The sequence below is a fragment of the Sporosarcina sp. Y838 genome, assembly GCF_056786515.1.
This window is the reverse complement of the sequence record NZ_JBXCJD010000005.1, coordinates 87,656-111,355: the sequence shown is the minus strand read 5'-3', so window position 1 is coordinate 111,355 and position 23,700 is coordinate 87,656. Positions and strand designations below refer to the sequence as shown.

The following is a 23,700-nucleotide window of genomic DNA, read 5'->3' as shown; positions in this document are numbered from 1 at the left end:
TCATATAAACGATTAAAAGGAGAGGCAACTCATGACAATGAAACGTAAAAAAGTCTCGGTTATCGGTTCTGGTTTCACAGGCGCAACGACAGCATTTCTTCTGGCTCAAAAAGAGCTTTGTGATGTAGTTATCGTAGATATTCCGCAAATGGAAAACCCAACAAAAGGGAAAGCGCTTGATATGATGGAAGCCGGACCTGTACAAGGTTATGATGCGAATATTATAGGAACTTCAGATTACACGGATACAAAAGACTCTGACATTGTCATAATCACAGCTGGTATTGCGCGCAAGCCCGGTATGAGTCGTGATGATCTTGTTCAGACGAATCAAAAAGTCATGAAAATCGTTACTGCTGAAATAGTAAAACATTCTCCAGATACAACAATTATCGTATTAACTAACCCGGTAGATGCAATGACATACACAGTCTATAAAGAATCCGGATTACCGAAAGAACGTGTTATCGGGCAATCAGGAGTCCTTGACACTGCGCGCTTCCGGACGTTTGTAGCACAAGAATTGAACTTATCTGTAAAAGACGTAACCGGATTCGTACTTGGTGGACACGGCGACGATATGGTTCCGCTTATCCGTTACTCATACGCGGGTGGTATTCCACTCGAAACGTTGATTTCGGCTGAACGACTAGAAGTAATTGTAGACCGTACACGTAAGGGTGGAGCTGAAATCGTAAACCTACTAGGTAATGGTTCAGCTTACTACGCTCCTGCGGCATCACTCGTTGAAATGGCTGAAGCAATCCTGAAAGATCAGAAACGTGTACTTCCTTCGATTGCATACTTAGAAGGCGAATATGGTCTAGATGGAATTTATATCGGCGTTCCGACAGTACTCGGTGCTGGCGGTATTGAGAAGATTATTGAGCTTGATTTGACTAAAGCTGAAAAAGAGGCATTGTCAAATTCTGCTGAATCGGTTAAAGCAGTTATGAAAGTTCTTGTATAATATTCTAATTAGTCAATCGAGTAGCCTATGCTACTCGATTTTTTTTCTGATTATTGGTAAACTTACTGTATTACATATTGAGGGGGATATAAGTTGATATTAGGGAAGAAAAGGCGTCTCGGAAGAAAAATCGAAGAGATTACTGTCGGTGAAAAGTTGAAGTTAACCGAGAAAATCGAGGATAAAGATTTGCTGCTTTATCTAGGGTTAACAAACGATAGTAACCCACTATATATTCAACATGATTACGCTTCGCAGACAGCCTATGAAAAGCCTATTGTACCGACTATTATGCTAACAGGAATTGTTACATCTGCCGTCTCAAAGTATTTGCCAGGACCAGGTTCACATATTGTACAACAACAGTTATCATTTCCAAAAGCGGTCTATCACTATTCAATAATTAACATCTTACTAGAAGTCATTCATGTTGATAGAGAAATGAATGCGATAGAAATTTCAATCGAAGCACATGATGATGAGGAAGAAATTGTTATTTCAGGGACAGTGACAGTTATTCCGCCGAAAGTGGAAGAGCGTCTAACATCGCAAGCGATGGAAAACTTTTGACGGGAGATTGATGGAAGATGAGTTCAAGTGGAAAGAAAATATTGATTGTTGATGACGAACAGCCGATTCGGACGCTTCTAGAGTATAATTTGAAGCAAGCGCAATATGAAATAATCACCGCAGTGGATGGAGAAGAAGCTATACTGAAATCAGAAACAGAAAAGCCTGATTTAATATTGCTAGACTTAATGCTTCCGAAAATGGATGGAATAGATGTCTGTAAAATCTTAAGGCAGAAGGGACTCGATATTCCAATAATTATGCTAACGGCAAAAGGAGACGAGTTCGACAAAGTGCTTGGTCTTGAAATGGGTGCCGATGATTATATGACAAAACCATTCAGTCCCAGGGAAGTTGTTGCGCGCGTAAAAGCCGTACTGAGACGTACCGGTGAGAGGTCAGACCGTAACGATGAAAATGGCACATTGAGCTCTGGAAAGTTAATTGTTCATGCTGAGCAATATGAAGCTTTTCTAGATAAAGTAGAGTTGGAGTTTACCCCGAAGGAATTTGAACTACTTGTTCACTTTATGCAGAATAAAAATAGAGTCCTTTCTAGAGATCAGCTTTTAAGCGCGGTATGGAATTATGACTTTGCCGGTGATACCCGAATCGTTGACGTTCATGTAAGTCATTTACGGGAAAAAATCGAAGAAAATACAAAGAAACCTCTCTTCATCAAGACGGTAAGAGGAATTGGCTATAAATTTGAGGAGCCTAAACTTTGATGAAAGGTTTGTATTCCCGCTTAGTCATTGCTTGTGCAGTCCTTCTATCAGTACTACTAACTGGCCTCGGAATTGTTCTCGGTCAGTTTTTTCCTTTATTCGCGAATGACATTGCTGCCGAAGTACAGCAGAAATACTGGGGTTTTCTATTATTGACTTTACTCATTGCATTTATAATATCTCTTTTAATCGCAAAGCGAATGATGTTGCAATATGCCCGTCCAGTAGATGATGTTACAAGAGTAGCAATTCAAATTGCTAGGGGAGATCATCTCGCGAGAACACAGACGGACGAATCCGAATATGCTAATGAACTCGCAATTGCCATTAACAAAATAGCAAGTAATATGCAGGAAATATCGACACTACGAATGATGGAAAAAGAGCGTTTAAAAACACTTATAGAGAGTATGGGCAGTGGACTTCTAATGTTTGGTCGTGAAGGTTCAGTCAATCTTGTAAATGGTGTCTTTGAGAAGGCCTTTGGTTTTTCGAAGGAGGAACTGATCGGAAAGACATTAAAAACAATTGGATTGCCGGTGGATATTGAGAGTCTGATTGAAGATGTCTTTATGACTGAACAAGTTCGTGAAAAACAGGTCAGACTTGAGGGAAACGGAGACTTCTCCCATATGAGCGTTTATGGTGCACCGGTAATCGGGCGTCACGGTAATTGGCTAGGTATTGTCGTTGTCATGCATGATATTACGAAACTTGTAAAACTTGAAGAGGTTCGAAAAGATTTTGTTGCAAATGTCTCCCATGAACTCCGTACACCGATTACATCCATAAAAGGATTTACGGAAACGTTATTGGATGGCGCAATGAATGAGCCTGTAATTATGAAAGAGTTTCTTGAAATCATTCAGAAAGAAAGTGATAGATTACATCTATTGATTGATGACCTGCTTGAATTGTCGGCAATGGAACGGGAAAACTTCACTCTTCAGTTTGCGCGTGTCAGTCTGAATGATGTTATCAATGATGCCTTGACAATTGTTTCATTAAGTTTGGAGCGCAAAAAGATGGATATTGACCTAGACATAACAGAGCAGATTGTCATTGATGGAGATGCAGGTCGTTTAATACAAGTCATGGTTAATCTGCTATCGAACGCAATTAACTACTCCAAAGAACAAAAGAAAATTATTATTTCCATTAAACAAGTATCAGGAAATGCAATCATAGAAGTGCAAGATGAAGGAATCGGCATTAAACAAACAGAACTTGTTAGGCTGTTTGAACGTTTCTACCGTGTTGACCGAGCTAGAAGCCGAGAATCCGGGGGCACAGGACTTGGATTAGCTATCGTCAAACACCTTGTGGAAGCCCATGGAGGAACAGTTGAAGTGGAAAGCACAATTAACGTGGGTACGTTAATTCGTATTCAAATGCCTTTGCGCCAGGAAGAGTGAACGATCCATTTACTTTGGATCGTTTTTTATATTTATTGAGGCAATGTTTGTAAAGAACAAATTGGAGAAAATATGAAACTTTCAACTATTTAGAACGTATAACAGGTTATACATAAGAGAAGGGGGGCTTACAAATGAGTACACGACGTATTTTAATGACAGTCGGAATGGTTTTCGCTGGACTACTACTGTTAATCGTTGCTTTCACAACATGGTATACTGTCGACGAATCTGAACAGGCTGTCGTTATCACATTTGGTAAAGCGGATACAACAGTGACAGATTCGGGACTTCATTTCAAATTACCATGGCCAATTCAAAGGGCTGAATTACTATCGAAAGAGACATTTAGTCTGCAATTCGGATATAAACAAGATGCCGGGGGGGAGCTTGTTTCGTTCGATAAAGAAACCAAGATGATCACGGGGGATGAATACATTGTGCTTACTGATCTGGTTGTTCAATGGAAAATCACTGAACCGCAGAAGTATTTATTCAATGCGCAAGATCCGAAGGCAATTCTCCATGACGCAACTTCAGCATCTATCCGTTCCATCATAGGTAATTCGACGATAGATGCCGCACTGACGGATGGGAAAGCGGAAATTGAAGCACAGACACGTGAACTGCTTGCGACACTCATCGATAAGTATGATATCGGCATTGCCATACAAGGCGTCAAGCTGCAAGATGTCGAACTTCCGAATGCCGAAGTCCGTGCCGCCTTCACAGCGGTGACGGATGCACGCGAAACGAAAAACACGAAGACGAACGAAGCTGAAAAATATGAAAACCAAAAGAAAAATGAAGCAATCGGGGAAGTCGATGCCATCAAGTCGAATGCAATCGGGCAAAAGAAGGCGCGTACCGAGCTAGCCCTTGGTGATGTGGCTCTCTTCAATGATTTACTTGTAGAATACTCGAAGAATAAAGCAATCACGCGGCAGCGACTTGTCATTGAAACACTCGAACAAGTATTGCCGAAAGCAAAAATCTATATTATGAACGATTCAGGCGAAACGGTGAAATATCTTCCATTACAGCAAATGGAGAATACAACACCTCCACCAGCTGAACCGAAAACGGAAGGGGGTGGAAACTGATGGCGAATGACGATAATCCATTTAAATCCATCGAGGAAAAATTCCTGGAAAGACAGCGTGCAAAACAGAAAGCGTCTAAAGCAACCAAAGCAACCAAAGCAACAGGTACACCTGTTACACCTAAAGCACCGCTTGAAATAAAAAAATATGCGAAACTGACGCTTATCCTCACTGCACTATTTGCATTAATGGTCATAGTAATCGCCAATATATTCGTCGTTAAAGAAGATGAATACCGAGTCGTCCGCCAATTTGGGGAAATTAAGCGCATTGTACATGAACCGGGGATGAACATGAAAATACCGTTCATACAAAGTGTCACAACTCTTCCTAAGAGTTTGATGAGTTATAGCGTATCTGAAGAGGAAATCAATACAAAGGATAAGAAACGTATTATCATTGACAACTATTCAGTTTGGAGAATCACAGATCCTGGAAAAATGATTTCAAACGCGAGGAATATTGTAAATGCCGAATCGCGGTTGGGGGAATTCATTTACTCTGTTGTTCGGACTGAACTTGGTCAGTTGAACTATGTAGATGTCGTAAATGATGAAAACTCTTCCCGAGGTAGTATGAATGATCGTGTGACGAAGCGGGTAAATGAGTTTTTGGCTGAAGGGAACTACGGTATCGAAGTTGTGGATGTCCGTATGAAGCGTATCGACTTACCTGAAGAAAATGAACAGTCGATTTATACACGGATGATTTCCGAACGTCAGTCGACTGCACAATCCTATTTATCACAAGGGGATGCAGATAAACGTCGGATTGAAGCGGAGACAGACCGTGAAGTTCAGGAAATGTTGGCAACTGCGAAAAAGGAAGCTGCAATCATCCATGCGGAAGGGGAATCCGAAGCGGCAAAAATTTATAATAATGCATTTTCAAAAGACCCAGAGTTTTATAATTTGTATCGCACACTTCAATCGTATAAGACAACAATTGGTGAGGACACAATGATCATCATCCCTGCTGATTCCCCATACGCCAAAGTATTGACAGGCTATCTAGATTAAGTAAGAACGAATAACCTGCAACAAGCTCCATATGACTTGTCATATGGAGAGAGAGCCGAGGTTTACTAAAAAACACGTCATTTTCAATTCTTCTTGCCCTCGTGTAAGATGAATGAAGATGACGTGTTTTGAATAGGAGTGGAGCGTACGTGACGACTAAGAAAATTGTATTACTTGACGGAAACAGTCTTGCATACCGGGCATTTTTTGCATTGCCTTTATTGACAAATGATAACGGAATCCATACGAACGCAGTATATGGTTTTACAATGATGTTACAAAATATCTTAGAGGAAGAAAAACCTACGCATATATTAGTTGCATGGGATGCTGGAAAAACAACGTTCAGGCATAAAACATTCGGAGAATATAAAGGCGGACGACAAAAAACACCACCCGAGTTGTCCGAGCAATTTCCCTATTTGCGCAAGCTTCTTGATGCGTACAAAATTCCACAGTACGAACTTGATCAGTATGAAGCAGATGATATTATCGGAACACTAAGTAAAAAAGGCGATGCGGATGGTTCTGAAATTGTAGTCATTTCGGGGGATAAGGATTTAACGCAACTAGCAAGCAACCATACAACGGTGTTCATTACCCGAAAAGGGATGACGGATATTGAAAAATATACGCCTGATCACGTGATGGAGAAGTATGGGATTGAGCCACATCAGATTATCGACATGAAAGGACTAATGGGTGATGCATCAGATAACATTCCCGGTGTTCCGGGAGTTGGCGAAAAAACAGCGCTTAAATTATTGATTGAATATGGCTCCATCGAAAATGTATACAAATCACTGGGAAATATTACTGCAAAAAAACTGAATCAGAATTTAACTGAAAATCAAGAGCAGGCATTTATGAGTAAAGACCTCGCGACAATCGAAGTCAATGCTCCCATTACAGTCTCAATAAATGATCTTGCATATGACGGCCCTGATATGGAAGAAGTAATTAGTATTTACAGCGAATTGAAATTCAAAACGCTCCTCGATAAAATCACACCACAAGCGGCAGAGGAGCCGAAAAAAGCTATTGAGGTTACAATCGTTTCCGAGCTGTTCGAAAAAGATTTGTCAAATGAGATGGCAATCCATGTCGAAATGATGGACGACAATTATCTGACTGCGCAGATTCTAGGCATAAGTTTGGCAGATGAAAAAAACATTCTATTCGTGCCAGTTGAAGTTGCACAGAACAGTGAAGCGTTCAAGCAGTGGCTACAAAAGACGGACAAGTTAAAATACACATCTGATTCCAAAGCGGCATTCGCCTCACTCTCGGGTCTTGGTTTGGATGCAGAAGGTTTCCAGTTCGATCTATTACTTGCCACATACATCGTCAACCCTTCAACAAATTACACTGACGTGGCCTCTGTTACCCGTGAATTCGGTTATACAGAAGTCGAACAGGATGATGTGATTTATGGAAAGGGTGCTAAGAAAGCGGTTCCTGCAACAGAAGTGATTGCTGATCATGCTGGCAGAAAAGCACAAGCGATTTGGAAACTGCATGCAGAGATTGAAGAAAAACTAAAAGAAAACAACCAATATGATCTTTACCATGAACTTGAACTGCCGCTTGCAGCCATTCTAGGGAAAATGGAAACTACGGGCGTTATGGTCGACAGGAAGACACTCCTTACTATAGGAACTGAGTTATCGGCGAAACTTGCTACACTTGAAACAAATATTTATGAAATTGCAGGAGAGAAATTTAATATTAATTCACCTAAACAGCTAGGCGTCATTCTCTTCGAAAAAATTGGGCTTACGCCGATTAAAAAGACGAAGACTGGCTATTCAACAGCAGCTGATGTGCTCGAGAAACTCGAAAGTGAACATGAGATAATCAGCCATATTTTAAATTACCGTCAACTTGGTAAATTGAATTCAACGTATATTGAAGGGTTATTGAAAGAGATTCATGAAGATGGAAAAATTCATACCCGATTCCAACAAGCACTCACAACAACAGGACGTCTAAGTTCCATCAATCCCAATTTGCAAAACATTCCTGTACGACTTGAGGAAGGAAGGAAAATACGTGCTGCGTTCGTTCCATCTGAACCGGGCTGGTACTTATTTGCTGCCGACTATTCCCAAATTGAACTTCGTGTACTCGCACATATGTCGCAGGATGAAAAAATGATTGAAGCTTTTCACGAAGGTGCAGATATTCATACAAAAACAGCAATGGATGTATTCGGCGTTGAAAAAGACCTCGTGACTTCAGATATGCGTCGGGCAGCCAAAGCCGTCAACTTTGGGATTGTATATGGTATTAGTGATTACGGACTTTCACAAAACCTCGACATTACGAGAAAAGATGCTGCTAAATTTATTGATACCTATCTCAGTAGTTTTCCAGGTGTCAAACAGTATATGAATGATATCGTTGCAGAAGCGAAAAGAAAAGGCTATGTGACGACGCTCATGAACCGCAGGCGTTATTTACCGGAAATCACAAGTTCGAATTTCAATTTAAGAAGTTTTGCAGAACGAACAGCCATGAATACACCAATTCAAGGAAGTGCGGCAGATATCATTAAGAAAGCTATGATTGAAATGGCTAAACGCCTTGAAGTGGAAGGCATGCAGACACGTATGCTCTTGCAAGTGCACGATGAACTTATCTTTGAAGCACCGGAAAATGAAATTGAAAAATTAAAAGAAATCGTACCTGAAGTGATGGAATCCGCAATTGCACTTGACGTACCATTAAAAGTGGACTGGGCGTTTGGATTATCCTGGTACGAAACGAAGTGAGGTAAGAAAATGCCTGAACTGCCAGAAGTAGAAGGGGTCGTCCGGGCACTTGCACCTATTGCGAGAGGAAGGACAATCCAAGAAGTGATTATTTCAGAGACGGTCATTAAATCCAAACAACTAGGTAAAGAAGCTGTGATAAAGGGAATTACAACTGAAGATTTCATTTTAGAAATGGCTGGAATGACCATTTTAGATGTTACGCGTCGAAGTAAATATATATATTTTCATTTAACGAAAAACAATAACACTTGTCTCCTGGTCAGTCATCTGGGTATGACAGGAGCCTGGTTCACTGTCAACACGGTAGAAGAGATAACGGAAGCGAAATTTCGCAAACATGTGCACGTTATCTTCAAACTGGTAGATGGAGGATTGCTTGTCTATTCAGACATTCGTCGTTTTGGAGAATTACGGCTTCTCGGATGTGAAGCGGATCATCCGCCTCTATTGAAAATGGCGCCTGAACCTTTCGCTTCCGAAGCGCGCCTTCACTTTCTTGAGTGTGCTTCAACTCCGAAATATGCTTGTAAACCAATTAAAGAAGTCATCATGGATGGTCAAGTGTTATCAGGATGTGGAAATATTTATGCAACAGAAGCGCTGTTTAAGATGCACATTCATCCTGGTAGAACAGCGGAACGGATAAGCTTAAGACGGAAAAACGAATTGTTTGATGAAATCGTAGCCATTTTACAGGAAAGTATCGATGCAGGCGGGAGTTCCATTTCAGATTACCGTAATATTAATGGTGAAGCAGGAACAATGCAGGATCGGCTTAAAATGTATGGTAGGAAAGTTTGCCCTGTTTGTGGCACAGCTACTAAGAGTATGAAAATTGCTAGCAGGACATCCGTTTATTGTCCAAAATGCCAGAAATGATTGATAGGAGGCCTTCTAAGCTATGATTATCGGATTAACTGGCAGTATTGCAAGTGGAAAGAGCACTGTTTCCGCTATGCTGAAGAAAAAAGGTTACCCTATAGTGGATGCGGATGAAATAGCACGACTGGTAGTGGAGCCGGGGAGTCCGGTCCTTATGGAGATTGTCCGCGTATTCGGACAAGATGTAGTACATGAGGATGGATCTCTAAATCGAGAAAAACTGGGCGCGCGTATTTTTGGACATGAAGAAGAGCGCAGAATATTAAATGGAATCATGCACCCTGCTATTAGAAAAGAGATGCTAAGACAAAAAGAGCATTGGGTCTTAGCAGGCTCAAATACAGTCATACTGGATATCCCGCTTTTGTTTGAAAGTAAACTACAATCCTTTGTGGATAGAATCATAGTCGTGTCCGTAACTCCAGAAATCCAGAAACAAAGGCTTATTGCGCGTAATGTGTTATCGGAAGAAGAAGCGGATGCACGAATCAAATCTCAGCTTTCAATGGAAGAAAAGGAACTGGGTGCAGATGCGGTATTACACAATAATGAGACAGTAGAGCACACGGGGCGACAGCTTGATGCGATACTATTAGATTGGAATGCGCAACCATAATCATTATCTGAATAGATGAAAAACGTAATAAATAGTTAATATGCTTTTTTCTGAATTAATATGTGTTATACTAATGAGCGAATAAACACGTATTGTATAACATACATATTGGAGGATCTATATATGACTACTTCTATTGCGATTAACGGGTTCGGAAGAATTGGACGGATGGTTTTCCGTCAAATGATTAGAGAAGAAGATGTGGAAATTGTTGCGATAAATGCAACGTATCCATCAGAAACACTTGCTCATCTTATAAAATACGATACGAATCATGGTACATTTGATGGTGAAGTGATTGCAGAAGAAAATGCAATTGTCGTCAATGGAAAACGAGTGAAAATCGTTTCTGACCGCGATCCGCTTAACTTGCCTTGGAGGGAACTCGGTATTGATATTGTCATCGAAGCGACTGGTAAATTCAATTCCCGAGACAAAGCTGCACTTCACCTTGAAGCTGGAGCAAAAAAAGTCATTATCTCTGCTCCAGGTAAAAATGAAGATGTGACAATTGTAATGGGAGTCAACGAAGATAAATTCGATATTAAAAAACATGATATCATTTCAAATGCTAGCTGCACGACAAACTGTTTAGCTCCTGTAGCTAAAGTACTCAACGATACATTCGGCATCGAAAATGGGTTAATGACGACTGTACACGCATACACGAACGATCAAAAAAACTTGGATAATCCGCACAAGGATCTTCGTCGCGCACGTGCATGTGGGCAATCTATCATTCCTACGTCAACTGGGGCTGCAAAAGCATTAGCGCTTGTACTTCCTGAATTGGAAGGGAAAATTCACGGGATGTCTCTACGGATACCGACGCCTAATGTTTCACTAGTTGACCTAGTTGTGGATTTAAAGCAAGATGTTACAGTAGAAATGGTTAATGACGCGTTTATAAAGGCGTCAACTGGGGCTATGGCAGGTATCCTTCATCTTACGACAGAGCCACTTGTATCCATCGATTTCAATACAACAACGGACTCAGCTATCATTGACGGCCTCTCAACAATGGTTATGGCTAATCGTAAAGTGAAAGTGCTTGCCTGGTATGATAATGAGTGGGGTTACTCTGCTCGTGTTGTTGATTTAACGAAAAAAGTAGCTGCTGCATTAAAAAAAGATGCGCTGGTTTAATCATAAATAGCAAGCGTCCTCCTAATCAATATAATATGATTAGGAGGACGCTTTTTTGGTTTGTCCAATGATATTTCCCCTCCATTCTGATTTTTTGGGACATGTTCTGTTATAATTAAGTTATTATCTAAGAAAAATCGGAGGAACCAACTTATGAAATGTCCAGCTTGCCAATACAATGGCACCCGGGTCGTCGATTCCAGACCTGCCGAGGAGAATAAATCTATCCGACGTCGCAGGGAATGTGAACAATGCGCGTTCCGATTCACGACATTTGAAAAAGTTGAGGAAACACCACTGATTGTCGTGAAAAAGGATGAGTCACGTGAAGAATTTAGTGGGGAAAAAGTACTCAGAGGACTAATCCGTGCTTGTGAAAAACGTCCGGTCCAACTTGAAGACTTGAAAAACATTGTTACTTCGATTGAAAAAGAATTGAGAAGTGCAGGTGTCGTAGAGATTAATTCCGATGATGTAGGAGAAATGGTTATGGAACGACTTTCTGAAGTTGATGAAGTCGCATATGTCAGATTTGCTTCGGTCTATCGCCAATATAAAGACATCACGGTTTTCATAGAAGAATTGCAAAACTTACAAAAGCGAACTAAAAAATAACGTATCCCATTTAGATAGGAAGTAGAGTTGCAATGGCACCACTTTATAAAGAGCTACAACCAGTTGATGCATACAAGATTCGGTTAACGCAGCCATTTTCGGATTATGATCGCCAACTCCTCACCTTATTTTATCAGCCACTGATTGGTCCTGGAGCAATGAGTCTGTTTATGACATTGTGGGCGGATGCGGAGCGGGAGGATGATCGTGAATATAATCATTACCATCTAATGAACATTTTGACGATGCCGCTAGGACCTGTTTTCGAGGCCAGGATTTCTCTTGAAGCAATTGGTTTGCTGCGTACGTACAAGAAGAAAGATGGGGATGCAAGATTATTTGTTTACGAACTGCTTCCTCCACTGGATGCCAAAGCTTTTTTTCTAGATCCATTATTGTCGACATTCTTGTTTAGCAAAATTGGGGAACAGGCATACCGAAATCTACGTAGTCGTTTTGCGATAGAAAGTGTTAATGAATTCGGATTTGAAGATGTTTCACGTACATTTTTGGATGTGTATACACCCGTACAACAGGGTCATAGCTTGGATGTGGGCGAGGACCAGCAGTTTATCGGACGGAATGAATCGGAAGGTGTTCCATTCTTGCATTCCGACTTTGATTTCGACCTGCTTCGTTCGGGGTTATCTGAACAAATGGTCCCTAAAGCTTCATTATCTTCTGTTTCAAAGGAATCAATTGCAAAACTCGCATTCCTTTATTCGCTGACGCCATTAGATATGCAAAAAGTTATTATGATGGCACTTGATGAAGATCTTATGTTGCCAGAGGACAGATTACGTAAATCAGCTGCTGAATTTTATAAAATGAACGTTTCAAAAGAAGCACCAGTCTTACATAAAGTGTATGCGAAAGAACCACCTAAGCCTGAAACAGGAGTATTGTCGCAAGAAGAAGAATTGGTACATTATCTTGAAAATACGGCACCAATTGAAATGCTGCGTGATTTTATAGGAAAAGAGCCGGTATCGGTAGATGTGAAGCTTGCCGAAAAACTAATCAATACTCATGGATTGTCCGTTGGTGTCGTCAATGTCCTCTTGCAATACGTACTTTACCGTAATGATGGGAAAATAACGACCAGTTATGCTGAGCGGATAGCTTCCCATTGGATGAGCAAAAAGGTGGAAACTGTGAAAACCGCAATGGAAATTTCACGGAGTGAGCATGATCAGTATGTGAAGTGGAAAAATGAAGGTCAGAATACAGGACAGAAATCATGGCCAAGACGAAAATCTGTACGTGAAGAAAAAGTACCGGAATGGTTTTATAAAAAAGATGAAGAGAAAACAAAAACAGATGTACCTGTTAAGTCTTCTTCAGCTATTGATGAAGAACGTCGTAAATTACTTAAGGAATTAGGCGTAACAGGGGACGGGATGGTGAACTGAAATGGAACATATTGGCGATACGCTGAAACGGGTTGTGAAATCACCGGCATTTGCTGCAAGGTATGATGAGTTGCGAAAAGAAGTGATGGAGAGTCCAGGAGTACAACAATTTTTAACGGATCATTCCACTGAAGTTAATGGTGAAGTTGTTGAGCGGAGCTTAGGCAAGTTATACGAATATGCCACCGCTTCCCACAGTTGTGGAAAGTGTCCCGATCTTGAGGGGTGTGTCAATATCATGAAAGGCTTCGAACCCAAATTGTTACTCTCTCGCGAGCTAATTGATGTAGAATATATGAAATGCCCCAACAAGTTAATGGATGACAATCAGCGTAATATTACAAAGATGATTGATAGTATGTATATGCCTAAAGACGTTATGGAAGCAAAATTACAAAATATTGATATGTTTTTTGATGACAGTAGAGTAAAGGCGGTACGTGCTGCGAAAGACTTTTTAAATGTTATCGATGAAACTGGGAAATTACCTGAACGCGGTTTGTACATCTATGGCCCGTTTGGAATTGGAAAATCGTTCGTGCTTGGAGCATTGGCCAATGAATTGGCCAATCGTAGAATACGGACAGTTGCTGTTTACGTTCCGGAATTTCTGAGGGAAATGAAGCAATCAATTCAAGATCAAACGCTCAATGAAAAAATTGATTTTGTGAAAGGTGCACAAGTGCTAATGCTTGATGATATTGGTGCGGAAACGATGTCAGCATGGACACGTGATGAAGTATTAGGAACAATACTCCAATTCAGAATGGCAGAAAAGTTGCCCACTTTTTTCACTTCCAATTTTAATTACGCTGAACTTGAAGATCACCTGACGTATACACAGCGCGGAGAAAAAGAAGCAGTCAAAGCGGCTCGGATCATGGAAAGGATTCGAATGATTAGTAGCCCGGTACGGCTCCAAGGGGAAAATAGACGAGAAAAATAAAGAACTGGCACATGAGTAAATTCATGTGCCAGTTCTTTATAATTTATTTATTATTTCTGTCATTACGATTTGTACGTTTCTCATTTTGGTTGTTGTTATTGTTGTTGTTTTGATCTCTCAGCTTATCCACATCAAATGCAGCTCCAAACTCTTCACGCATGTCGTTTGGATTTTGGTTATTGTTGCGGTTTTGATTAGCATTTCGGTTGTTGTTATTGTTGTTATTATTCGTCAAGATTATCACCTCCATGCACATATCATGTGTTCAAATGAGTTTATTATTCATTGGAAAACACTATAATGTGAAAAGCATTAAAATGTTTCTATCTTATTTTTTGATGAAATTTATTGAGTAATACGTTTTTCGCTCATCAAATCACTTACCGTACCTAGTTGATATCCTTTTTCTTTGATCTCGTTTATCATGGTTTCTAGGCCTTCAAAAACAGGTTTTGTAGGGTGCATTAATACCATGGAACCATTCGCTACGCCCGATACAATGCGATTAACCATTTCAGAGGTTTCTGGCTTTTTCCAGTCGACTGTATCAATCGTCCATAAAATGGTTTTCATGTCCAGCTCACTGGCGACTAAAATCGTTTCTTGATTGAAACTTCCACTCGGTGGTGCAAACCAAATTGGTTTTATACCCAAGGTCTCCTCAATGATATCGTTTGTTTTTTTTAATTCATCCAATGTATCAGCTCTGGAACGTTGTTTTAGGTCGGGATGACTATAAGCATGGTTTCCAATTTCATGACCTTCGAGATTGATCATTACAGCAAGATCGGGATTATTCTTAACCCAACTTCCGTCAAAAAAGAATGTTGCTTTTACTTTGGACGTTTTTAGAGTTTTAAGAATACCCGGAATGTACTCATTACCCCAAGCGACATTGATTAACAAAGCTACCATTGGCTTTTCGGAGTTTCCTCTGTAAATTGGAGATGGATCTAAATCGTTCAAGTGGATTTTTGGCGATGTTTCTCTGTAAACAATTTTACTTTTATCAATTTCTTCATCGAGTTTCATGTTTTTATAACTGTTTTCAACATCTACTTCCAAGCCATTGTACCCTGGTATTGCTTTCCATACTCTGTCGATTTTTGCATCAATCGGTTCAATAATGTTTTGGTCGCGGTAAGCAACAATCTTTTTATAAAGATCATTCTCCGTGCCTTCTGAGAAAGTTGGGATAGGATTCTCAGTGTCTATCCTTGGGGAGCCAGCTGTCAGTACATTAGAAAGGATTCTTGGGACCGAAAGTAGTACGACGATAACTAACAAAATGTAAATAACATATTTTGCTTTATCCATATATATATTTTTTTGGAATCATAGAAATTCCTCCGTTCATATTAGTTAGTATTAGTAGGTTTCCCGTTCAACATTAGACTATGCGTGCTCTTTTTTATCTTTGCACGGAAAAAACACAAAAATGATATAGCTTACACAACCTAGGCGGCAAATTGTCTTACCCAGGAAATAATCACCATAAAACGGGTTAGAAAAGTCAAATTCTTCTAAGCCACAGATGTATTTGGAGATTGCTTAAGTATTCAATAAAATAGACTTGCATTTATTGCGCATTCAACGTATACTCAATTTTAATTAATAATCTGAAATGCATGGAAGAGGACAACAATCCTATCGTCTACCTATAGAGAACGGGGTCAATGGCTGGAAGCCCCTAAGGTTGGACGGATGATTTACCCCCTCAGAGCAGCATCGGTGAACTATACAGTAATCGATGACGGAATCCGGTCCGTTACCCGACGTCAAGCTTCATCATTTTAGTGTCTATTTGTTTGGCATCAACGGACAGATGTTTCAGTCATAAGCCATTCTAAGCAGTGCGAAAAAGCACAGCCTGGACTGAAGTATGCTGGTACATTTCTACTGGCCACGTATGCAATTCATGGGACTGAATTGAAGGAAGAAGGGTGGAACCGCGAGCTAAAGCTTCGTCCCTTTCCAGGGATGGGGCTTTTTTTGTTGTTCAATAATAAATTAGAGGAGTGCTTAATTATGACAAAAATGTTGAATTTGAAATTTCCGGATGGTGCAGTAAAAGAATATCCACAAGGTACAACTACTGAAGACGTGGCAGCATCTATTAGCCCAGGATTGCGAAAAAGTGCATTAGCCGGTAAATTGGGAGATACATTAATCGATTTAAAAACACCTATAACTGAAGACGGGGACATTGCGATTATTACACCCCAATCATCGGAAGCGCTTGAAATATTACGCCACAGTACAGCGCATCTACTAGCACAAGCAGTAAAACGTAAGTATCCAGATGCGAAATTAGGCATCGGACCGGTTATCGAAAGTGGTTTTTATTATGACATTGATTCGCCAGAACCGATAACAGCAGAAGATTTACCTGAACTCGAAAAAGAAATGAGAAGAATTATTGCTGAAAACTTCGAAGTGATTCGCCATGATGTTTCCCGCGAAGAAGCCGGGAAACGTTTCAAAGAGATTGACGACGAATATAAACTAGAACTTCTTGAAGCAATTCCTGAGGGCGAGCAAGTATCCATTTACGAACAAGGTGACTTTATCGATCTATGCCGTGGGGTGCATGTTCCTTCTACGGGGAAACTAAAGGAATTCAAACTGCTTAGTATTGCAGGCGCTTATTGGCGCGGCGATTCAAATAACAAAATGCTACAACGGATTTATGGAACAGCATTCTTCAAAAAAGATGAGTTGAAAGAGCATCTTCGTTTACTAGAAGAAGCGAAAGAGCGGGATCATCGTAAAATAGGTAAAGAACTCAATTTGTTTATGAACTCTCAAAAGGTCGGTCAGGGATTACCAATGTGGCTACCTAAAGGTGCAACAATTCGCCGAATAATTGAAAGATATATTGTGGATAAAGAAGAGAAATTGGGTTACGATCACGTCTATACACCTGTTTTAGGGAGTGTAGAGTTGTACAAAACTTCAGGTCACTGGGATCATTACCAAGACGGCATGTTCCCAGTAATGAGTATGGACAATGAAGACCTTGTCCTGCGTCCAATGAACTGCCCGCATCATATGATGATATACAAAAATAGTATTCACTCTTATAGAAACTTGCCGCTCCGAATTGCTGAACTTGGTACGATGCACCGTTATGAAATGTCAGGTGCATTATCCGGATTACAAAGGGTTCGAGGAATGACCCTAAACGACGCACATATTTTTGTACGTCCCGATCAGATTAAAGACGAGTTCAAAAAAGTAGTTCAACTTGTTATTGACGTTTATAAAGATTTCAATATCGAGGATTACTCTTTCCGTGTTTCATACCGCGATCCAGCAGATAAGGAAAAGTATTTTGACGACGACGCCATGTGGAATCGTGCCCAAACAATGCTAAAAGAAGCGATGGATGAACTTGGACTTGATTATGTTGAAGCAGAAGGGGAAGCTGCATTCTACGGTCCAAAACTAGATGTGCAAGTAAAAACAGCAATTGGTATGGAAGAGACATTGTCAACAGTTCAACTCGACTTCCTGCTTCCTGAGCGTTTTGACCTGACATATGTAGGTGAAGATGGAAAACAACATCGTCCGGTAGTTATTCATCGTGGTGTCGTTTCCACAATGGAACGTTTTGTTGCATTCCTGATTGAAGAATATAAAGGCGCTTTCCCAACTTGGCTGGCACCTGTTCAAGTTGAAGTAATTCCAGTTTCCCCTGACGCGCATTTCGATTATGCGGATGGCGTTCGTGAAAAATTGGTTGCAGCTGGATTCCGAGTTGATATTGATAGCCGTGAAGAGAAAATCGGTTATAAAATTCGTGAAGCTCAAATGCAAAAAGTACCTTATATGCTGGTTCTAGGCGATAAGGAAGTTGAATCGGGAGAAGTGAATGTTCGTAAATACGGAGAACAGAACTCGGAAAGTATTCCGTTTGACGATTTTCTTGCAAAACTTCAAAGCGAAGTAAGTAAAGTATAAGTAAAGTAGTTGACACTCTAATCATCTCGTGATAAAGTAAATAAGGTTAGTAATGACTGAATACAGTTTGTGGTATAAGAAGAGGCTACCCGCTTCTCACCTGTTCGACGCAAAAACGTTGTTGACAGGTTAAAACATGAGTGAAGTGCCGTGCATTAGCACGTACACATACGCGGGTAGACAAATCCAATTTGTCTACCTTTTTTTATTGGATGGATCTGTGGGGCCGCCCGAACCGGACGGTATACCCAAACCATGTATTCGTGAAATATCCGGAGGTGGATTACTATTAGCAAAGACATGTACGTTAATGAGGGCATCCGTGCCCGCGAGCTGCGCATTATTGATCACAACGGCGATCAGCTCGGAATCAAAACACGCACTGAGGCACTAGAAATTGCTGCACTTGCGAATTTGGATCTTGTCCTTGTAGCTCCAACAGCGAAACCCCCAGTGGCTCGTATCATGGACCACGGAAAGTTCAAGTTTGAGCAACAGAAGAAGGATCGCGAAGTCCGTAAGAATCAGAAAATCATTCTTCTTAAAGAAGTTCGGTTAAGTCCAACGATTGATGAACATGATTTTCAAACAAAATTACGGAATGCTATTAAATTCCTTGAAAAAGGCGATAAAGTAAAAGCTTCCATCCGTTTCCGCGGACGTGCGATTACGCACAAGGAAATCGGACAGCGTGTCCTTGACCGTTTCGCAGAAGCGTGCAAAGATGTATCTACGGTTGAACAACGACCGAAGATGGAAGGTCGAAGCATGTTCCTAGTGCTTGCACCGACTGCTGAAAAAGAGTAACAATGAAAGATTTAGGAGGAACAGAACATGCCAAAAATGAAAACTCACCGCGGTTCAGCGAAACGTTTCAAAAAAACCGGTTCTGGTAAACTGAAACGTGGCCGTGCTTACACAAGTCACTTATTTGCAAACAAACCGACGAAAGCAAAACGCCATCTGCGTAAAGCTGCACTCGTTTCTTCAGGCGATTTCAAGCGTATTCGTCAAATGATCACTTACATGAAATAAATCAAAACACAATCGGACAGAAAAGCAGGAGGTAATGAACTATGCCACGCGTAAAAGGTGGAACAGTGACGCGCAAGCGTCGTAATCGAGTATTGAAATTAGCAAAAGGTTACTTTGGTTCAAAACATAGACTTTACAAGGTAGCAAACCAACAGGTAATGAAATCATTCAACTATGCATACCGTGACCGTCGTCAGAAGAAACGTGAATTCCGTAAACTTTGGATTACACGTATCAATGCGGCTGCACGTATCAACGGTCTTTCTTACAGCACTCTAATGCACGGCTTGAAAGTAGCTGGCATTGATGTTAACCGTAAAATGCTTGCTGATCTTGCAGTGACTGACGCTCAAGCGTTCGCGCAACTTGCAAGTGCAGCTAAAAAATCAATCGCAAAATAAGAAATATAAATAACAGCCGCCAAGTAATCCGGAGATAATTCGGATGCGAGGCGGCTATTTTTATGTTATTTATTTATTAACGTATTATTATTCCTTTACAACTGCGAAACCGTGTAAAATAGAAGGAAAGAAAGAGCAGAGGGGGAAGTGTACTTGCAAACAACAATTCTAGGCTGGATTGCAATCATGTCTATATGGGCATTCTTTGCGATGGGTTATGATAAACGACAGGCGAAAAGGAAAGGACAACGAATTCCTGAAAAGAATTTATGGACACTCGCCCTACTAGGGGGAGGTATTGGCGCTTACTTCGGAATGCAGGCGTTCCGCCATAAGACAAGACATACATCATTTCGGGTAGGATTTCTCTTGCTGGCGATTATCTATGGCATCGGAATACTATATCTTCTGGGTGTTCACTTGCCGGGCATGGTGGAAGCATAAGAAAAAGCCCGTCCAAAACACGGGCTTTTAGTGCGAATTCATGAGTTTTTCTATGGGTTTTTTCCAACTGATATCGGCTTTTGGATAGTTGGAAAGGATTTCGGCAGATATGAAATGGAAATCATCTTTCGTAAAACCTTGAAGTTTTGTTTCGTCTTTCACCCAGACAAAAATAGATACAACCTCAAACGAATCATTTGTTGTCCCTAAATACTTTTCGCCTTCAAACATGGCGCCTTTATAGGTAATGAAAAAGTTCTTTCGCACATTTTTCACATCATCGTAGAAATAATATTTCTCTACCGCATATGCATCATCCAGCTTACGCTTCGGATCAGTCAAATAACGGATTCCACGATAAAATAAATAAATGATAAAAGCAATAATGATAAACCGGATCAGCAGTGGCATAACAGATCCCCCTTACTATTTAATACATACTATTATCTACGGGTGAACCCACTAAAAGGTTTCAATAATTTAAAATAAATTGGAGGTTATATTATGCAACTTACTAAACTATTTTCCATGCAGCGTGAGCTAGACTCTTATATCCAAAATAACAGAGAGAAACAGTCAGATGTTTTTCAAGAAAAAGGACTGGCACTACTGGTAGAGCTCGGTGAACTTGCAAATGAAACACGGTGTTTCAAATTCTGGAGTACGAAAGGGCCTTCAGAGAATGCTGTAATTCTGGAAGAGTATGTAGATTCCATTCACTTTCTTCTTTCGTTAGGTATTGAAAAAGACTTACAAACGCTTACTGATTGGCCGGAAGGTAAAGTGGAAGGTGAATTAACACATCTATTCCTGGAGACGACAAGAGTGATTCAGCTTTTTCTATTTGAACTGACGATGGACTCTTATAAACAAGTCTGGATTCATTACGGTGCAATTGCAAAAAAACTTGGATTTACGAATGAAGACATTATCAGTGCATACTTGGCAAAGAATGAAGAAAATTATAACCGTCAAAAAACGGGATACTAATTGCCTTATTAAATGTTTTATAGAAAAATCAAAAAATAGATTGACAGAAGCCTTCAGATAAAAAATAATAGAGATAGAATATATAAAGTATTTAGGGGGCGTCAATGTGAACGATTGGAACAAAGAGGATTTCGGAGTAAGGCTAAAAACATTGCGTGAACAACGTGGATTGTCAATGATGGCGTTTGGAACGGCTATCGGCACTTCGGCAAGCCGTATCAAAGACTGGGAAAAAGGGAAAAATGCTCCGTCCGCCGCTTGGATAGCGAAAATCTCTGAACGCTTCAATGTTTCAACCGATGAACTGATTTTAGGAAATACGAAAACATCCAAACCATTTAAAGGGTCAGGCTCTACGAATGTAGATATGCTTTATGACAAGTTAAGAGAAAATATTACCAGTGACACAGAAGCGGAAGAACTAGAAATGAAGACAAACCGTAATGACGAATTGTATGCGGAATTAGATGCCTTACACAAGGAAAGTTATAGAAGTGGTAAAGGAAGAAGGCGTGCTGAACTTGAAATGCTCGCGATTCTAACGGAATTACCGAAAAAAGAAGTCCTTGAATTGTTGGAACTTGCTAAAATTAAAAAACGCTGGCTTTAATGAAAGCGAAACTAAAAAAAAGAACGATTTCTTTACGGCGTAAATGGGTTGTTTTCCTGATATTAATTACTCTAATTAGCTTTTTTATATACAAAGGGAATACAACAGTCGGTGTCACTTATTATGATATCTATTCGGATAAGATTCCGAATGCTTTTGACAATTATACCATCGTCCAATTATCTGATTTGCACGATGCCGAATTCGGTGAGAATCACTTAGTGGTTGTTGATAAAGTGAAACGAATATCGCCTCAAGCAATTTTCATAACAGGTGATTTTATTGACAGTAACCGCTACAATCTCGAACGAAGTCTCATTCTGATTGAAAAACTTCAATTCGTTGCACCAATCTATTACGTTACAGGTAATCATGAAATAGCCACTAAGGATTCGAAGAGGATAAAAGCATCTTTAGTGGAACGGGGTGTTCGGGTATTAGCGAATGAAGCTGATATAGTAAAAATCGATTCCCATAGTTCGATTGCAATTGGAGGAATAGAAGACCCTTTGGCGAGTGCAATGGAAGAAGAGGAAACCGTTAAAAATACTATAACCGAGGCCTTTGCGGATACTCCCAAATCAATGTTTAAAATTTTACTCGCACATAGACCTGAACAATTTAACGTTTATGCAGAAGAAGGAATCAATCTGACATTTAGTGGTCATGCCCACGGAGGACAATTTCGAATTCCTGGAATAGGCGGTTTGGTTTCACCTGGGGAAGGCTGGTTCCCAACATACACATCGGGCACGCACAAGAAGAATGGAAGCCAATTGATCATCAGTCGTGGCTTAGGCAATAGTCTGGTTCCTGTGCGGCTCTTCAATCAACCGGAAATAGTAGTTGTATCGTTACAAATAGTTGAATGACAAAGACCTCCTTTCAATTAATGAATGGAGGTCTTTGTCAAGCGCTCCATTTGGAATAGTGTGAAGGTTAGGATATATTCAGGTATGATAAGAAGGATAACTATTTAAGAGGGGATGAGTAAATATGAAGGCGTATATTCATGAATTTGGGGAGTTAAAAATAGGTGAGATGAGTGATCCGGTTGCAAGTCTTGGTGAAGTTGTCGTTTCGATTCGAACAGCGGGACTGAATCGTAGGGACTTATATATAGCTGGGCGCAGAGGTGAGCAAACAGCAGCGCTGACATTAGGATCGGATGGGGCAGGAGTCGTCGATTCAATAGGTGAAGGAGTAACGCAATTTACAGTCGGGGATGAAGTAATGATTAATCCTTCACTTCGATGGTATAAGAATAGCGATGCGCCCCCTGCGAGTTTTGATATTTTAGGCATGCCTGATAACGGAACGTTTGCGGAGAAAATTGTAATTTCAGCTGAACAACTAGAGAGGAAACCATCTCATTTATCATGGAAAGAAGCTGCAGTGCTTTCATTAGCTGGATTAACTGGCTACCGTGCGTTATTTACAAAAGGACAGGTGAAAGTGGGGGATACGGTTTTCATTCCGGGTGCGGGCAGTGGAGTGGCGACTTATCTGATTCAATTTGCTAAAAACATAGGTGCACGTGTAATTGTAACTTCACGCAGTGAGAAGAAACGCAAGTTAGCGCTTGAGCTTGGTGCGGATATGGCGCTCGACACAAACAGTGATTGGAACAAAGAGCTGCAGGGTGAAACAATTGACCTCGTTATTGAGAGTGTAGGGCGAGCGACATTTAATCGTTCGTTGGGTGTTTTAAAAAAAGGAGGGCGCATCGTTGTGTTCGGAGCAACGACTGACGATACGGTCGATTTGGATTTACGGGCATTTTTCTATGGGCAATACCAGCTATTTGGTTCAACACTTGGGAGCCGAGAAGAATTGCGCGACATGATTGCGCATGTTGAAAAATACGGGACACATCCCGTTGTCGATAGAGTGTTCAATTTGGATGCTACTGCAGAGGCCTTTGATTATATTGAAAACAGTAATCAGTTTGGAAAAGTGGTAATTCAAGTATCAGAATAACAATTAATAGAGAATGGTTATTAATGTTTACAGGGTATCATAAAGTACAATCTATCTAAAATCATAATTGGTATATAA

At 40.4% G+C, this 23,700-nt stretch carries 25 protein-coding genes; 22 read left to right on the top strand and 3 right to left on the bottom strand.

From position 1 onward, the window contains the following. Positions 1–31 precede the first annotated feature (31 nt). From mdh to dnaI, 13 genes are all read left to right on the top strand, one after another. Complete coding sequence (gene mdh, locus AC1TO4_RS08840; RefSeq protein WP_482105017.1) at positions 32–970, top strand: malate dehydrogenase; 939 nt, start codon at positions 32–34, stop codon at positions 968–970. Positions 971–1,063: 93 nt separating this feature from the next. Next, a complete protein-coding gene (locus AC1TO4_RS08835; protein WP_482099767.1) occupies positions 1,064–1,540 on the top strand; it encodes a MaoC/PaaZ C-terminal domain-containing protein in 477 nt (158 codons plus the stop codon). A 17-nt stretch (positions 1,541–1,557) separates the two neighbouring features. Continuing rightward, entirely contained in the window at positions 1,558–2,268 is a 711-nt protein-coding gene (locus AC1TO4_RS08830) for a response regulator transcription factor (RefSeq protein ID WP_482099766.1), read from the top strand. Further along, the gene (pnpS, locus tag AC1TO4_RS08825) at positions 2,268–3,683 is read left to right on the top strand and encodes a two-component system histidine kinase PnpS (protein ID WP_482105166.1); all 1,416 of its coding nucleotides are present in this window, start codon (positions 2,268–2,270) and stop codon (positions 3,681–3,683) included. The genes AC1TO4_RS08830 and pnpS overlap by 1 nt, the downstream gene beginning before the upstream one ends. Before the next feature lie 134 nt (positions 3,684–3,817). Next, positions 3,818–4,786, top strand: coding sequence for an FtsH protease activity modulator HflK (gene hflK, locus AC1TO4_RS08820; RefSeq protein ID WP_482105016.1), 969 nt, complete (start codon positions 3,818–3,820; stop codon positions 4,784–4,786). Further along, positions 4,786–5,805: a protease modulator HflC gene (hflC, locus tag AC1TO4_RS08815; protein ID WP_482105015.1), complete on the top strand. Its 1,020-nt coding sequence runs from the start codon at positions 4,786–4,788 to the stop codon at positions 5,803–5,805. Before hflK ends, hflC begins: the two co-directional genes overlap by 1 nt. Before the next feature lie 149 nt (positions 5,806–5,954). Next, the gene (polA, locus tag AC1TO4_RS08810; protein WP_482105014.1) at positions 5,955–8,579 is read left to right on the top strand and encodes a DNA polymerase I; all 2,625 of its coding nucleotides are present in this window, start codon (positions 5,955–5,957) and stop codon (positions 8,577–8,579) included. A 9-nt stretch (positions 8,580–8,588) separates the two neighbouring features. Next, on the top strand, positions 8,589–9,461 hold the full coding sequence (mutM, locus tag AC1TO4_RS08805; RefSeq protein WP_482105013.1) for a bifunctional DNA-formamidopyrimidine glycosylase/DNA-(apurinic or apyrimidinic site) lyase: 873 nt from the start codon (positions 8,589–8,591) through the stop codon (positions 9,459–9,461). A gap of 22 nt (positions 9,462–9,483) precedes the next feature. Next, the gene (gene coaE, locus AC1TO4_RS08800; RefSeq protein ID WP_482105012.1) at positions 9,484–10,080 is read left to right on the top strand and encodes a dephospho-CoA kinase; all 597 of its coding nucleotides are present in this window, start codon (positions 9,484–9,486) and stop codon (positions 10,078–10,080) included. Positions 10,081–10,203: 123 nt separating this feature from the next. After that, the gene (locus AC1TO4_RS08795) at positions 10,204–11,226 is read left to right on the top strand and encodes a glyceraldehyde-3-phosphate dehydrogenase (protein WP_482105011.1); all 1,023 of its coding nucleotides are present in this window, start codon (positions 10,204–10,206) and stop codon (positions 11,224–11,226) included. Between the two features lie 153 nt (positions 11,227–11,379). Further along, the gene (gene nrdR, locus AC1TO4_RS08790; protein WP_482099759.1) at positions 11,380–11,841 is read left to right on the top strand and encodes a transcriptional regulator NrdR; all 462 of its coding nucleotides are present in this window, start codon (positions 11,380–11,382) and stop codon (positions 11,839–11,841) included. Positions 11,842–11,873: 32 nt separating this feature from the next. After that, on the top strand, positions 11,874–13,253 hold the full coding sequence (locus tag AC1TO4_RS08785) for a replication initiation and membrane attachment family protein (protein WP_482099758.1): 1,380 nt from the start codon (positions 11,874–11,876) through the stop codon (positions 13,251–13,253). 1 nt (position 13,254) lies between these two features. Then, a complete protein-coding gene (dnaI, locus tag AC1TO4_RS08780; RefSeq protein WP_482105010.1) occupies positions 13,255–14,199 on the top strand; it encodes a primosomal protein DnaI in 945 nt (314 codons plus the stop codon). 43 nt (positions 14,200–14,242) lie between these two features. Here the strand turns inward: dnaI and AC1TO4_RS08775 are convergent, their stop codons facing one another. Then, positions 14,243–14,434 (bottom strand): hypothetical protein, encoded by a 192-nt coding sequence (locus AC1TO4_RS08775; protein ID WP_482099756.1) that lies wholly within the window; start codon positions 14,432–14,434, stop codon positions 14,243–14,245. 110 nt (positions 14,435–14,544) lie between these two features. Further along, a complete protein-coding gene (locus tag AC1TO4_RS08770; protein WP_482099755.1) occupies positions 14,545–15,516 on the bottom strand; it encodes a polysaccharide deacetylase family protein in 972 nt (323 codons plus the stop codon). A 711-nt stretch (positions 15,517–16,227) separates the two neighbouring features. Here AC1TO4_RS08770 and thrS point away from each other — a divergent pair. From thrS to AC1TO4_RS08745, 5 genes are all read left to right on the top strand, one after another. After that, entirely contained in the window at positions 16,228–18,162 is a 1,935-nt protein-coding gene (thrS, locus tag AC1TO4_RS08765; RefSeq protein ID WP_482105009.1) for a threonine--tRNA ligase, read from the top strand. Positions 18,163–18,450: 288 nt separating this feature from the next. Continuing rightward, positions 18,451–18,969 carry a translation initiation factor IF-3 gene (gene infC, locus AC1TO4_RS08760; RefSeq protein ID WP_482100106.1) on the top strand — a complete coding sequence of 173 codons (519 nt, stop codon included), beginning with the start codon at positions 18,451–18,453 and terminating at the stop codon, positions 18,967–18,969. Between the two features lie 27 nt (positions 18,970–18,996). Continuing rightward, positions 18,997–19,197, top strand: coding sequence for a 50S ribosomal protein L35 (rpmI, locus tag AC1TO4_RS08755; protein WP_482099753.1), 201 nt, complete (start codon positions 18,997–18,999; stop codon positions 19,195–19,197). Positions 19,198–19,238: 41 nt separating this feature from the next. Continuing rightward, entirely contained in the window at positions 19,239–19,598 is a 360-nt protein-coding gene (rplT, locus tag AC1TO4_RS08750) for a 50S ribosomal protein L20 (protein ID WP_482099752.1), read from the top strand. A gap of 153 nt (positions 19,599–19,751) precedes the next feature. Then, positions 19,752–20,042 (top strand): DUF1294 domain-containing protein, encoded by a 291-nt coding sequence (locus AC1TO4_RS08745; protein WP_482105008.1) that lies wholly within the window; start codon positions 19,752–19,754, stop codon positions 20,040–20,042. 27 nt (positions 20,043–20,069) lie between these two features. Here AC1TO4_RS08745 and AC1TO4_RS08740 read toward each other — a convergent pair whose 3' ends face one another. Beyond that, positions 20,070–20,453: a sigma-w pathway protein ysdB gene (locus AC1TO4_RS08740; RefSeq protein WP_482105007.1), complete on the bottom strand. Its 384-nt coding sequence runs from the start codon at positions 20,451–20,453 to the stop codon at positions 20,070–20,072. A gap of 93 nt (positions 20,454–20,546) precedes the next feature. Here AC1TO4_RS08740 and AC1TO4_RS08735 point away from each other — a divergent pair, with 93 nt between their 5' ends. From AC1TO4_RS08735 to AC1TO4_RS08720, 4 genes are all read left to right on the top strand, one after another. Beyond that, positions 20,547–21,032 carry a dUTP diphosphatase gene (locus AC1TO4_RS08735; protein WP_482099749.1) on the top strand — a complete coding sequence of 162 codons (486 nt, stop codon included), beginning with the start codon at positions 20,547–20,549 and terminating at the stop codon, positions 21,030–21,032. A gap of 106 nt (positions 21,033–21,138) precedes the next feature. Then, on the top strand, positions 21,139–21,642 hold the full coding sequence (locus AC1TO4_RS08730) for a helix-turn-helix domain-containing protein (RefSeq protein ID WP_482099748.1): 504 nt from the start codon (positions 21,139–21,141) through the stop codon (positions 21,640–21,642). Next, positions 21,642–22,514: a metallophosphoesterase gene (locus AC1TO4_RS08725; RefSeq protein WP_482105006.1), complete on the top strand. Its 873-nt coding sequence runs from the start codon at positions 21,642–21,644 to the stop codon at positions 22,512–22,514. The genes AC1TO4_RS08730 and AC1TO4_RS08725 overlap by 1 nt, the downstream gene beginning before the upstream one ends. 124 nt (positions 22,515–22,638) lie before the next feature. Then, the gene (locus tag AC1TO4_RS08720; protein WP_482105005.1) at positions 22,639–23,622 is read left to right on the top strand and encodes a zinc-binding dehydrogenase; all 984 of its coding nucleotides are present in this window, start codon (positions 22,639–22,641) and stop codon (positions 23,620–23,622) included. The last annotated feature ends 78 nt before the right edge of the window (positions 23,623–23,700 follow it).